Annotated in this window: 11 protein-coding genes and 3 tRNA genes; 7 read left to right on the forward strand and 7 right to left on the reverse strand. The window is 70.2% G+C overall.

Going from position 1 to position 12,364, the window contains the following annotated elements; translation table 11 throughout:
* Nucleotides 1–113 precede the first annotated feature (113 nt).
* Nucleotides 114–184, reverse strand: a tRNA-Cys gene (locus QRN44_RS09995).
* Nucleotides 185–244: 60 nt separating this feature from the next.
* Nucleotides 245–316, reverse strand: a tRNA-Gly gene (locus tag QRN44_RS10000).
* A gap of 156 nt (nt 317–472) precedes the next feature.
* Here QRN44_RS10000 and QRN44_RS10005 point away from each other — a divergent pair.
* Nucleotides 473–545: transfer RNA gene (locus tag QRN44_RS10005), tRNA-Val, on the forward strand.
* Nucleotides 546–591: 46 nt separating this feature from the next.
* On the opposite strand, the gene QRN44_RS10010 is transcribed toward QRN44_RS10005, so the two are convergent.
* Nucleotides 592–849 (reverse strand): MFS transporter, encoded by a 258-nt coding sequence (locus QRN44_RS10010; protein ID WP_285039049.1) that lies wholly within the window; start codon nt 847–849, stop codon nt 592–594.
* A gap of 424 nt (nt 850–1,273) precedes the next feature.
* Here QRN44_RS10010 and QRN44_RS10015 point away from each other — a divergent pair, with 424 nt between their 5' ends.
* Complete coding sequence (locus QRN44_RS10015; RefSeq protein WP_285039050.1) at nt 1,274–2,014, forward strand: histidine phosphatase family protein; 741 nt, start codon at nt 1,274–1,276, stop codon at nt 2,012–2,014.
* Nucleotides 2,001–2,882, forward strand: a complete 882-nt coding sequence (locus tag QRN44_RS10020) for an ADP-dependent NAD(P)H-hydrate dehydratase (RefSeq protein ID WP_285039051.1) — start codon at nt 2,001–2,003, stop codon at nt 2,880–2,882. Before QRN44_RS10015 ends, QRN44_RS10020 begins: the two co-directional genes overlap by 14 nt.
* On the opposite strand, the gene QRN44_RS10025 is transcribed toward QRN44_RS10020, so the two are convergent.
* Both QRN44_RS10025 and QRN44_RS10030 read right to left on the reverse strand, forming a co-directional pair.
* Nucleotides 2,879–5,305, reverse strand: coding sequence for a phosphoketolase family protein (locus QRN44_RS10025; protein WP_285039052.1), 2,427 nt, complete (start codon nt 5,303–5,305; stop codon nt 2,879–2,881). The two genes, QRN44_RS10020 and QRN44_RS10025, sit on opposite strands and share 4 nt — an antisense overlap.
* Nucleotides 5,306–5,367: 62 nt before the next feature.
* Entirely contained in the window at nt 5,368–6,450 is a 1,083-nt protein-coding gene (locus QRN44_RS10030) for a hypothetical protein (RefSeq protein ID WP_121291080.1), read from the reverse strand.
* 142 nt (nt 6,451–6,592) lie between these two features.
* On the opposite strand from QRN44_RS10030, the gene QRN44_RS10035 reads away from it, so the two are divergent.
* The 4 genes from QRN44_RS10035 to QRN44_RS10050 are packed head-to-tail and all read left to right on the forward strand — an operon-like array spanning nt 6,593 to nt 10,753.
* Nucleotides 6,593–7,726 (forward strand): hypothetical protein, encoded by a 1,134-nt coding sequence (locus QRN44_RS10035; RefSeq protein ID WP_121290706.1) that lies wholly within the window; start codon nt 6,593–6,595, stop codon nt 7,724–7,726.
* A complete protein-coding gene (locus tag QRN44_RS10040) occupies nt 7,723–8,865 on the forward strand; it encodes a glycosyltransferase (protein WP_285039053.1) in 1,143 nt (380 codons plus the stop codon). The genes QRN44_RS10035 and QRN44_RS10040 overlap by 4 nt, the downstream gene beginning before the upstream one ends.
* Nucleotides 8,866–8,909: 44 nt before the next feature.
* A complete protein-coding gene (locus QRN44_RS10045) occupies nt 8,910–9,896 on the forward strand; it encodes a glycosyltransferase (protein ID WP_285039054.1) in 987 nt (328 codons plus the stop codon).
* The gene (locus QRN44_RS10050) at nt 9,893–10,753 is read left to right on the forward strand and encodes a glycosyltransferase family 2 protein (RefSeq protein WP_121290712.1); all 861 of its coding nucleotides are present in this window, start codon (nt 9,893–9,895) and stop codon (nt 10,751–10,753) included. Before QRN44_RS10045 ends, QRN44_RS10050 begins: the two co-directional genes overlap by 4 nt.
* A 50-nt stretch (nt 10,754–10,803) precedes the next feature.
* On the opposite strand, the gene QRN44_RS10055 is transcribed toward QRN44_RS10050, so the two are convergent.
* On the reverse strand, nt 10,804–11,604 hold the full coding sequence (locus tag QRN44_RS10055; protein WP_285039055.1) for a glycosyltransferase family 2 protein: 801 nt from the start codon (nt 11,602–11,604) through the stop codon (nt 10,804–10,806).
* Nucleotides 11,601–12,281 (reverse strand): esterase/lipase family protein, encoded by a 681-nt coding sequence (locus QRN44_RS10060; protein WP_121291083.1) that lies wholly within the window; start codon nt 12,279–12,281, stop codon nt 11,601–11,603. Before QRN44_RS10060 ends, QRN44_RS10055 begins: the two co-directional genes overlap by 4 nt.
* Nucleotides 12,282–12,364: the final 83 nt, after the last annotated feature.

A 12,364-nucleotide genomic window follows, 5' to 3' on the forward strand; every position in this document is an offset into this window, starting at 1 on the left:
GAACCAGTGACCTCTTCCGTGTCAGGGAAGCGCGCTACCGCTGCGCCAATCGCCCGGGTGGCGTGTGAGACACGACGCCGGGATGTTGCTGGTGGAACTGTGTTGCTGAGGTGAGGTGGCGACGGGATTCGAACCCGTGTGGACGGCTTTGCAGGCCGCTGCCTAGCCTCTCGGCCACGCCACCATGTGTGACCGAACACACTGCCGAGTAGGGCTCCTGCCGGAACAACACCACTGACACTCGAGCGGATGACGAGATTCGAACTCGCGACCCTCACCTTGGCAAGGTGATGCGCTACCACTGCGCCACATCCGCATTGCCCGCATCACTGCGTGCTCGAACGACTCTAGCCGAAACCGGGACCGATGTTCAAACCGGCGCGCGTACGGCGCCGATGTGCGTTCGTCCCCCGCCATCGGCTAGTATCGTGACTCGCGGCTGTTCGGCACCTCTCCGGTGCGGACGACCTGCGGGCGATTGGCGCAGTTGGTAGCGCGCTTCCTTCACACGGAAGAGGTCATCGGTTCGAGTCCGGTATCGCCCACATCATCCACCATCGCCCGGGGTGTACCACCCTCCACTGCGGCGACTCACTCCGCGAGATCAAGACGTTCCGCCCTGGCAGCCCCTGTCCGGCGGGGATCGCTCGGGAAGCAGTGTCTGCACGCGAGCGGCGTGCCGAGTCCCTGCGCAGCCACGCCCCAGCCGATCGAGCCGGTGGCCATCGCGCGCATGAAGATGAAGATGCAGATCGAGGCTCCGCGGGACCGCACCCACTGCGGCAGGGTGAGCTGCAGCGCGAAGAGCGCGGACCGCAGCAGGATCCGGCGGACGAGGTGCGCGGACACGACGTACCGGACCCCGCTCGCAACGCTGCCCCGAACGCTCGTGGTCGTCGAGACCCGTCTGCGAGGGTCGCTTCCACCAGACGAGGGCGATCACGGCCACGACGAAGCTCAGCGCGTTGACACCGAACACGACGGGGGCGCCGAAGGCCGTGCCGATATTGCTCCCCAGCTGGGCGAACCAGAGCACCCTGAAAGCGGTGATGGCGATCTGCGCCCATGCCGACGGTTGCGACGATGGGATCGCCGAGGGTGAAGACATGGTCGAACGACAGGACGCCGTCGCGGCCCGGGCATCGTCGGTTTGTCGCAATCATCGAGCGGTGTCATCACCGTCGAGGGCCGGCTGGCGGCGACGCCCTATGGAGGATCATCGCCGGATCGTCAAGCTCCCCGTGCACCGAATCGTGCTGGCTACCGTGGACGCATGGCCATCACGGAACTGATCCTCGTCCGCCACGGTGAAAGCGCCGGGAACCTCGCCGCGTTGGAAGCCGATCGTGCCGGATCCCACCGCATCGCCGTCCCCGATCGTGACGCCGACGTACCCCTCTCGGCCCTCGGTGTCGAGCAGGCAGCCGCGGTGGGCGCTCGACTCGCCACCCTCGCTCCCGCCGACCGCCCTGACATCGTGTTCAGCTCGCCCTATCGGCGAGCGCACGAGACGGCCGTCGTCGCGCTCCGGACCGCCGCGTTCGACGCCGATGAGCTTCGGCCGGTCGTCGACGAACGGCTGCGCGATCGCGAACTCGGGATTCTCGACACCTTCACCTCGGTCGGCGTCGATGCGGAGTTCCCGGAGGAGGCCGCTCGACGACGGTCCCTCGGCAAGTTCTACTACCGACCGCCTGGAGGTGAGGCGTGGACGGATGTGGCCCTCCGCCTCCGCTCGTTCATCGGCGACCTGGACCGGCACGCCGACCGCACGCGGGCCCTGGTGGTCTGTCACGACGCCGTCATCTCGCTCTTCCGCTACATCTGCGAGGGGTGGGATGAGCGTCGCGTCCTGGAGGAGGCCGCACTCCGTCCGACACCGAACGCCTCCTTCACCCACCTCGTCCACGACGGACGGGCCTGGAGAGCACGCGCGGCGAATGCGACCGCACACCTCCAGCAGGCGCAGGTGGCGGTCACCGAGCACTCGGGGGCGACCGATGTCCGAAGCTGACCCCACTATGCTCACGCCTGAGGTCCTCGCCGACTGGCCGCTCCCCGATCCCGGATCGTCGAAGGACGATCGTGGGTCGACGCTCGTCGTCGGTGGCGCGCGGATGACGCCAGGGGCGGTCGCCTTGGCGGGCCTGGCCGTCCTCAGGGTCGGCGCGGGTCGGATCACGCTCGCGGTCGGTGCGTCAGCATCGTCGCCACTCGCGATCGCCTTCCCTGAGGCAGGCGTCATCGGGTTGGCCGAAACCAGCGCCGGAGCCGTCCGGGGTGACGAGGTCGGCCGCCTCGAGGACGTCCTGGACGTCGACTGTCTGCTGCTCGGTCCTGGCCTCGACGACGCGGACGAAGCCGTGGCACTCCTCCACAGCCTGCGCCCGCTCCTGGGCGCCGACACCGTCGTGGTGCTCGACGCCTTCGCGCTCGGTGCCCTGTCACACGCTCCCGACTTCTCGAAGGGGCTGGAAGGTCGCCTCGTGTTCACCCCGAACGTGGCCGAGGCCGCGATCCTCCTCGACGTGGACGAGGCCGACCCGGACACGGCGGCGCTCGAACTGGCGCGACGGTACGGCGCCGTCGTCACCTGTCAGGGCAGGGTCTCCGACGGTGAGCGGGACTTCATCGCGCCCGGCGGGAGTCCGGCCCTCGGGACGGCGGGGAGCGGTGACGTCCTGGCCGGAGCGATCGCCGGGCTCGCGGCACGCGGACTCTCCCCGCTCGCGGCGAGCTGCTGGGGTACCGTGCTGCACGCCGCCTCCGGCGATCGGCTCGCAGACCGGATCGGCCCTCTCGGAGCCCTCGCCCGCGAGTTCGCGGACGAGTTCCCGACGCTCCTCCGAGAGCTCGGGCGACCCGTCACGGGGCGGTCCTAACCGACAGCGGGCCAGCGCCAGCCGGTGATCTCGGGTGCGTCCTCGCCGAACTCCCTGGTGTGCGCTCGGGCCCGGAGCCGGGCGTCCTGCATCTCCTGACGGAGACCCGCGAACCGCTCGCCGAGCCCCGGCGTCCGGTCGATCGCGTCGCACACGAGCGAGAACCGGTCGATCTCGTTGAGCATCACCATGTCGAACGGTGTCGTGGTGGTCCCGTTCTCGAGGTACCCGCGGACATGCAGCTGATCGTGCCCGTGGCGCTTGTACGTCAGCCGATGGATGAGCCACGGGTACCCGTGGTAGGCGAAGACGACTGGACGGTCCGTCGTGAACACGCTGTCGTATTCGGCGTCGGAGAGGCCGTGCGGATGCTGATCCTCACCCATGAGTCGCATGAGGTCGACCACGTTCACGACTCGGACCGACAGCTCCGGGATGCGTTCGCGCAGGATACTCACGGCGGCCAGCGTCTCGAGCGTGGGGACATCCCCGGCACAGGCCATGACGAGGTCCGGGCGCTCCCCAGCACGCTCTGAACCGGCGAAGGGCAGGATGCCGAGCCCGCGGGCGCAGTGCGCGCGGGCCTCGTCGACGCCGAGCCACACGGGTTCCTGGTCCTTGCCCGCGACGATGACGTTGATCTCGTCCGTGCTCTGCAGGCAGTGCTCCGAGACGGCCAGGAGGGTGTTCGCATCGAACGGCAGATACACCCGGATGACATCGGGCTTCTTGTTCACGACGTGGTCGATGAACCCGGGGTCCTGGTGGCTGAAGCCGTTGTGGTCCTGACGCCAGACGTGACTCGTGAGGAGGTAGTTGAGGCTCGCCACCGGGCGCCGCCATGGCAACTCACGTGAACCGTTCAGCCACTTCGCATGCTGGTTGAACATGGAGTCGACGATGTGGATGAAGGCTTCGTAGCAGGTGAACAGGCCGTGCCGACCGGTGAGCAGGTAGCCCTCCAACCAGCCCTGACACTGGTGCTCGCTGAGCATCTCCATGACCCGGCCGGCGCGGGCGAGATGCTCGTCGTCCGGGACGGTCTCGGCGTTCCACTGCCGTTCGGTCACCTCGAAGACCGCCTGGAGTCGGTTACTGGCGAGTTCGTCGGGAGCGAAGATCCGGAAGGTGGTCGGGTTACGCCGGATCACCTCCGTGAGCCACGACCCCAGGACTCCCGTCGCCCCGGCGTCGCGACCACCCGGGGCGTCCACCACGACGGCGGCGTCGTCGATCGCGGGGAGGTCGAGTTCCGTGCGCAGCAGACCTCCGTTGGCGTGCGGGGTCGCGCTCATCCGGGCCTCCCCGCGCGGAGCGAGTCCCCGCACGAGCGGAACCACCGCGCCATGTTCGTCGAAGAGCTCTTCAGGCCGGTAGCTCCGCATCCAGGACTCCAGGATCCGGGTGTGCTCCTCGGTGTCCCGAGCGTCGGCGAGCGGAACCTGATGCGCGTGGAACGTCCCCTCGACCCGGACGCCGTCGATCACCTCGGGGCAGGTCCAGCCCTTCGGTGTGCGCAGCACGATCATGGGCCATACCGGCCGTCCGGTGTCTCCGGTGGCGGCCCGGGACTTGATGGCCGCGATGCGGTCGAACACGACGTCGAGGACCTCGGCGAACCTGCGGTGGACCGCCATCGGATCCTCGCCGTCGAACCCGCCCTCGACGAAGAACGGTTCGTGTCCGTATCCACGCAGGAGACTCTCGAGTTCGGAGCGTGGGATGCGAGCCAGGACCGTCGGGTTCGCGATCTTGTAGCCGTTCAGGTGCAGGATGGGCAGGACGACGCCATCCTGGACCGGGTCGATGAACTTGTTGGAATGCCAGCTGGTCGCGAGCGGTCCGGTCTCCGCTTCACCGTCGCCGACGACCGCCGCGACGAGGAGATCGGGGTTGTCGAAGGCTGCGCCGTACGCGTGGCTCAGGACGTACCCCAGCTCGCCACCCTCATGGATGCTGCCTGGCGTCTCGGGAGCCGCGTGACTCGGTACCCCGCCGGGGAAGCTGAACTGACGGAAGAACCGGGTCAACCCTGCTTCGGTCTCGGCGACGTCAGGGTAGATCTCGCTGTAGGTGCCGTCCAGGTAGGCGCTCGCCAGGATCGCCGGCCCGCCATGCCCGGGCCCGGCGATGAACATCGCCGATTGGTGGCGCTCCGCGATCACGCGGTTGAGATGCGCATAGGTCAGATTCAACCCGGGAGCGGTCCCCCAGTGGCCGAGGAGCCGGCGCTTCACATGAGCGGCTTCGAGCGGGCGGCGGAGGAGCGGGTTGTCGAGCAGGTAGATCTGTCCGACGGACAGGTAGTTCGCGGCGCGCCACCAGGCGTCGACCTGTTCGATGCTCCGCTCGGACACCGGCTCGCTCGTGTCGCGAGGCCGCCAGCTGTCCGTCGTCGACCCGTCCCGTGCGTTGTGCGTCATCGTCCCAAGATCCCAGGTCGAGCGACCGGAGGCCAGGGTGGTGCGTCGCTCCTGCGAGCGTGCTAGAGCGTCGGCGGGCGGTGCCGACCGGTACCGGCCGTCGCGCCCCACCAGTCGAGGTACGCGCTCGCGGTGTCCGGCAGCGCGGGGCGGAGGCTGCGACCGGCGGGCAGGCGCGTCCGGGAGGGATCCAGCCAGGCCGCGGCCAACTCGGTGTGCAGCGTCGACGGGTCGTAGCGGACCATCGTCTCCGGCCGCAATTGCTCCATCTCCGCCGCGTAGCGCGAGTCGACGACGAGTGGCCGGCGGCCTGCCTCGACCCAGTCAAGCATCGAGCGCGACGCGGAGACATGGCCGTGCGCGGCGAGCGGGATGCCAGGAAGCGAGATCTGCGCGGCGAACGCCGCATCGTCGAGGTACCCGGTCACCTCGAACGAGACCTCGGCGGCGCGTGCTTCCGCCTCGAGGTCGAGCACGTCGTCCTCATGGCCGGCCGAGGGGGCGCCGATGGCACGGACGACGACGTCGGCGATCGGGTGACCGGTGGCACGGAGATCCTCGGCCGCTCTCGATGCCGCCTGGATCGCCGCTGCGTGGCCCTTTCCCGGGTAGATGAACCCGGCGATGAGGACGGTGAGCGGACGGGCCGCTCCGCGCTGCGACGCATCGTCCACGGTGGCCGGAGCGGATGCGATCCGGGAGCCGAGCGGGATGGCGTATGGAACGACCGAGGCACTGACACCGAGGAACTCCTCGGCGAGCGCCTGCTCATGACGGCTGTTGACGGCCGTCGCGTGGGCGGCGGCGATGAAGCGAGCATAGGCGGCGATGCGGCGGTCCAGCATCCTGCCGTCCGACGTCTGCGGGACGTCGTGGAGGGTGACCGTCAACTCGGTGACGTCCGCGAGGCGCTCGACGGCGTCCGCCGCCTCCTCGGGCGACCGGCCGAACAGGCGGTCGGTGACGTGGACGTGTGCACGATCCACGCCGTCGAGCAGGTGCACGGCGTCGGACGGGGTCGGGGCGTACACCCGTGCAGCGCGAGGATCAGCGTCGACCACGGCGTCGGCGACGTCGATCGCGTATTGGACGACACCGTGCTGCTGGGGGCCGACCATGAGGAGACGGGGTGGGGCTGCGATCACCTGCGTCATGGTGGTGCAGTGGGGGGCCCGCGTCAAGGGTCGCGGGCACTCTCGTCATCGGACCTATGTTCGGAGGACGGCGCGCGCATCGCGCCGACCCGTCCGCGCGTCTCGCGCCCGCATCCGTATAGGGGATCCCGCCATGCAGCCGACCGCGACGCACCCCACCGCTCGAGTCGCCGACCCGACGTCTCGCCCGATCCGTGTCGTCTCGATCCCGGCCGCGCACCCCTACGTCGGCCGGGTCTCCGCCTCACCCGAGATCGACGTCCTGGGAGATCCGCCGGTCGAGGGAGCGCCATCGGGCGTCTGGTGGCCGCCCGTGGCCCTCGATCCGAGCTGGATCCGAGACCACGCCGCCGATGCCGATCTCCTGCACATCCACTTCGGCACGGAGTCGTTCCCACCCGGACACGTGACCGCGTGCCTCGAGGCCGCGCACGAGGTCGGCTGGTCGGTCGTCTACACGGTGCACGACCTCGAGCACCCTCAGCTCGAGCACCAGGGGGCGTACGGGGCGCAGCTCGACGAGCTCGTCCGCGGCGCCGACGCGCTGGTCACGCTGACCCCCGGCGCCGCCGAGGGGATCCGGGAACGCTGGGGTCGCGAGGCGATGGTCATCGCTCATCCGTCACTCCTCTCGGACGACGTCGACGTCCCGCTCGTGCTGCCGTCGGCCGGGTTTCGGGTCGGCGTCCATCTGAAGGACCTGCGCCCCAATGTGGACGCGGTCGGTGTCGTCACCACCCTCATCGACGCGGTCGAACGCCTGCGCCGCCGTGGAGCGGACGTCGTCGCAGAGATCCGGATGCACCACGTGGTCCGCGATCCGGAGGCCCGCGACGCCGTCCGACGGCTTGTCGGTAGATCGGAAGCGGCGCTCCTCATCGAGCACGAGCGTCTCGACGACCTCGGACTCGCCATCGCGCTCGGCCGCCTGGACGTCTGCCTGCTCCCCTACCGGCACGGCACGCATTCCGGCTGGCTCGAACTCTGCTGGGATCTCGGCGTGTCCGTCGCCGTCCCGTCCGGGATCGGAGCGTACCTCGAGCAGCATCCCGACGACACGGTCTCCGCGTACGACCTCGGGGACGGAGCATCACTCGAGCGTGCCGTCGGCGAGCTCCTCGAAGCGGACGGCGCGACCCGAGCCGGTTCCGCCGGTCGGAGCGCCACCGTCGCCGAGCGCCGCGCCCGTCGCGTCGTCGACGACGCCGTCGGCGCAGCAGCGCACGCCGGGCTGTACCGCCGAGTCATCGCCGAGCGCGCCTCGTGACGGCCGGTCCACGACTGCGCGTCGTCGTCATCGCCCCGCTGCGCTTCCCCATCCGTCGCCCACATGCCGGCGGGCTCGAATCCGCCGTGTGGTCGGAGGTCACCGCGCTCCGCGCTCGAGGCCACGAGGTGACGTTCATCGGCGTCCGCGGGTCCGACTTCGTCGAGCGCGGCAGCGTCTTCGAACTACCGGAACTACGGTGGCCGCGCTGGTCCTCTCCCGACGACGAGCGGTATCCCCCGGGCCACATGACCCGATCCGTCCCGGCATTGCGCCGGGCGCTCGAGGCGATCGCCGCTCGGCCAGGGCGATACGACGTCGTCTCCAACCACTGCCTGGAGGCGCTGCCGGTGGAACTGGCGCCCGAGCTGGGCGTCCCCATGATCACCACCCTGCACACACCGGTCGACGAGGCCGTCGCCGTTGCCGCGAGCCGGGCCGGTTCCGACGGCAGCCGGTTCCTGGCGGTGAGCGAGTTCACGAAGCGCACCTGGGCGACGGCCGGTGTCGAATCCGAGGTGCTCCTGAACGGCATCGATCCGGATGCCTGGCGGGCCGGCCGAGGCGGTGACGACCTGGTGTGGTTCGGACGGGTCGTCGCGGAGAAGGCCCCGCACCTCGCGGTCGACGTCGCCCGCCGACTCGGTCGCCGGCTCGTCATCGCCGGTCGCGTGGGCGATCCGGTGTACGCCGAGCGCGTGCTGTCGCCGTTGCTGGGACGTGACGTCCGACATGTCGGGCCGCTCGACCCGACGCGGCTCGCCACGCTCGTGGGGCGGAGCGCGGCAGCGGTCTCGACGCCGGCATGGGCCGAGCCGTTCGGTCTCGTCGCACCGGAGGCGCTGATGACCGGGACTCCGGTGGTCAGCTTCGCCGTCGGCGGCGTGCCCGAGATCGCCCAGGCGAGCGTCGGGATGCAGGTCGTCGCACCGGGAGACCTGGCGGCCATGGCGGACCGCGTGGACGGGTTGATCCGGCAATCGGAGCTGGACCGAGGGTTCCGCGCCTCGATCCGGGCATCCGCCCTCGCCCGATTCTCGCTCGACGCCAGGGTGGGCCGGCTCGAGGAGCACTTCGCCGCGCTCCTCGGGGACTCGCCCGTGCTCGGTTCCGGTCGCGTCGACGAGTTCAGCTCGTGAGGCCCCGTATCGGTTGGTACGTGCACCACCACGGACGGGGGCACGTGACGCGTCTGCTCGCCGTCGCTCCACACCTCGACGCCGACATCGTCTGCTTCAGCTCGTTCCCGGCTCCGGTGGGACTCCCCTCGAACTGTTCCTGGGTGGTGCTCGACCGTGATGACGACGTGCCGGACGGCGCGTCTCCCCCGGACGACTGCGATCCGACCGCGGAGGGCCTGCTGCACTGGGCCCCACTCGGCCATGCCGGCCACCGCGCCCGTCTCGCGACCATCGCCGGCGCCCTTGCGCGGCAACAGATGGACGCGATGGTGGTGGACGTCTCCGTCGAGGTGGTGCTCCTCGCACGCCTGCTCGGTGTCCCCACCATCGTCATGGCACAGCCGGGCCATCGCGACGACGAGCCGCACGCGCTTGCCTTCCGTGCGGCGTCGACGATCATCGCCCCATGGCCTCAGGGTGTGCTGCAGCTGGAGCACCTGCGTCCCGTGCAGGAGAAGGTGGTGTACACCGGCGGCATCAGTCGCTTCGAGGGACGCGAGCGGACGTCCGCGGAAGCCGGGCGCAGCGGGGTGCTCCTCCTCGCGGGTGCCGGGGGTTCCGCCGTGTCGCGGGATGCCGTGGAGGAAGCCGCACGCGCCAGCGGTCGCGATTGGACCTCGCTCGGCACCGGTGCCGGGTCTGTCTGGTCCGACGACCCGTGGGACGCGCTCTGCCGGGCGGAGGTGGTGGTGTCGTGGGCCGGTCAGAACGCGATCGCCGATCTCGCCGCGGCCGGCGTCACGGCCGTCGTGGTCCCACAGGAACGCCCGTTCGACGAGCAGGTGTCCACCGCCCGTGCACTTGAAGCCAACGAGCTGGCGGTCGTGCGGGCGTCCTGGCCCGACGCTGCGGACTGGCCGGCCGTCCTCGACCGGGCTGCGGAGCTCGACCCCGACTGGTCTCGTTGGCAGGTGGCGGGCGCCGCCCAACGGGCGGCTGAGGCGATCGAGGCGGTCGCGGCCGGGGATCCTGCAGGGGGTGGGCGATGAGGACGTCGATCGTGACCCTGTGCTCGCGCCCACGACTCGGGCACCTCGAACGGCAGCTCGAGGCCGTCAGGGCGTTCATACCGACGTCGGGTGACGTGGTGGAGCGACTCGTCGTGTGGATCGGCGACGACGCACCACCGACTCTCGACGCGGAGCTGACGGTCCACCTCCCACCGGGGCCCGACGGGCTCCGTCTCGCGGCCGGTCGGAACCTCGGTGCCGCGCTGGCCGTCGAGCGCGGTGCCGACCTCATCGTGTTCCTCGACGCGGACTGCGTCCCCGGGCCCGCACTGCTCGACCGGTACCGCGAAGCGTCAGCTCGCCATCCGGGGGCCATCCTCTGCGGACCGGTGACCTATCTGCAGCCCGGCGTGGACGTCACCGACCACCACGCGTTGGCGGCGGCGACGGCACCACATGCCGCGAGACCGAACCCGGAGGACGGCGCGGAGCGTGTCGCCTCCGAGGACGAGTACCCGCTGTTCTGGTCCTTGTCATTCGCGACGACTGCGTCGACGTGGTCCCGGACCGGAGGGTTCGACGAGGGCTACGAAGGCTACGGCGGTGAGGACACCGACTTCGCGTTCGCCCTGAGCGCGGCGGGGACACCACTCGTGTGGGTCGGAGGCGCGCACGCCTACCACCAACACCACGAGACGCAGCGCCCGCCCTGGCAGCACTTCGACGACATCCTCCGGAACGGCGCGCGGTTCGCCGACCGGTGGGGGACCTGGCCGATGACCGGTTGGCTGGAGGCGTTCGCTCAGGCCGGCGCCGTGCGGCGGGTGGGTGAGGACTGGGTCCGCGTTCAGCCGACCGCGACCACCAGCGCGATGGCGACGGGCTCCGGCGCATAACGGTCGACGGGACAGCGCCGTCTCATCGGCCACTGCCCGGGCGTCACTCGTCAGCGACGAATCGCACCCGGTGGACCGCTGCGCAGTCGTGTGCTGCGCTGGAGCCATCGGACGGCGGGCAGATCCTCCGGCCAGTGCACACGCAGGGTGCTCCAGCCGCGACGCATCCGGAGGGCGAGTGAACCGGCATCGGTGAACGGGCGCATCGAGATCCCCATTCCGAGTGACCGGTCGTAGCGCACGCGTCGGTGGAGACCCAGGTGTGTCGACACGTCCAGATCGTCGTGCAGTTCCGCATCCTCGCGGTGCACCGTCTCGGCGATCTGCTCCCACGTCTCGCGTCGGATCGCACAGTTGGACCCGAAGATCGGGACCTGGGCGAGGGCTGCTCCGACGAAGAGCCGGTACGCCCCGAGGTAGAGCGCGGCGAGCGGCGCACGGATCAGGCGGGGACCGTCGATGAAGACGGCGGGGCCGGTGAGTGCCGCCAGCTCCGGGTCCGTCGTGAACGCCTCGGTGATCCTCGTCACCCAGTCCGGCGGCGGCACGCAGTCCGCGTCGAGTCTCGCCACGACCGTCGCGGTCGCGTGGTCGAAGCCTGCTGCGTTCGCCGCGGGGATGCCGGGCATCGGCTCATCGATGAGGACCGCGTCGTACCGCTCGGCGATGGCCGCGACCTCGGCGCGATCGCGGCTGCCGTTGTCGACGACGATGATCGATGCGGGTCCGGTGTGCTGCGCGCGTAGCGAGCGGAGACAGCGTCGGAGGAGTGCGGCGTCGTCCTTCACCGGAACGACCACGTCCACGGTCATGAGCGGGTGGACCGCGGTCTCGAGCGCCTCGACCGTCATGCGTCTCGACCATCCGCCAGCAGCTGCGCCTCCGCGAACACCCGCGGGTGGGCGAGGATCCGGAAGTGACCGCCGGTGTCGAGTTCCACGTTCTTGGCGCCGTCGAGTCGGCTGCCGCCCGGGATGTGCGGATCGAAGCGCCCGTAGACGGAGACGATCCTCGGATTGACGGTCGCCTCGCGGGAGAGCGCGAGGATCGTCGGGTCGTCGGGGGTGAAGATGCGGAGGCTCGGGAGGAGCATGAGCCTCGCGTACCGCGATCCGGCGAACGGCGCCGCGACGGCGAGCATCCCCGAGATCCGGGCTCCGCCGCCGCCGAGCGACATGACGTACTTGCCGACGAGCCCGCCCTTGCTGTGCGCGAGGAGGACGACGTCGCCGAGCCCGTTCGCCTCGAGGTAGTCGGCGACGAGTCGTGCCGCCACCGGAACCGAGCGGTCGTTGCGTCCGAGCGGGTCGATCACGTGCACCGGGTGCCCGTCGTCGTGGAGTCGGCGGATGAGCGGCTCGAGGAACCGCCAGGTCTCGTAGACGCCCGGGAGGACGACGATCGGTGACCGGTCGCCGGACAGGAAGTCGTGCGGGTCGGTTCTGCTGACGAAGGCCCGGGCCTGCCAGACGAGTGCGTAGGCGTAATCGCGCGCCCACCACCCGAGTGTCCGCAGCGCTGAACGGATCACCGGCGGTCACCGTCCGCGTGGCTCAACCGTCTCCCCGCAGGACCTGGGGGCGTCGCTCTCTTCCCATGTCCTCACCGTAA

This window comes from Plantibacter sp. lyk4-40-MEA-4, assembly GCF_030209415.1.
Taxonomy (GTDB): Bacteria; Actinomycetota; Actinomycetes; order Actinomycetales; family Microbacteriaceae; genus Plantibacter; species Plantibacter flavus_A.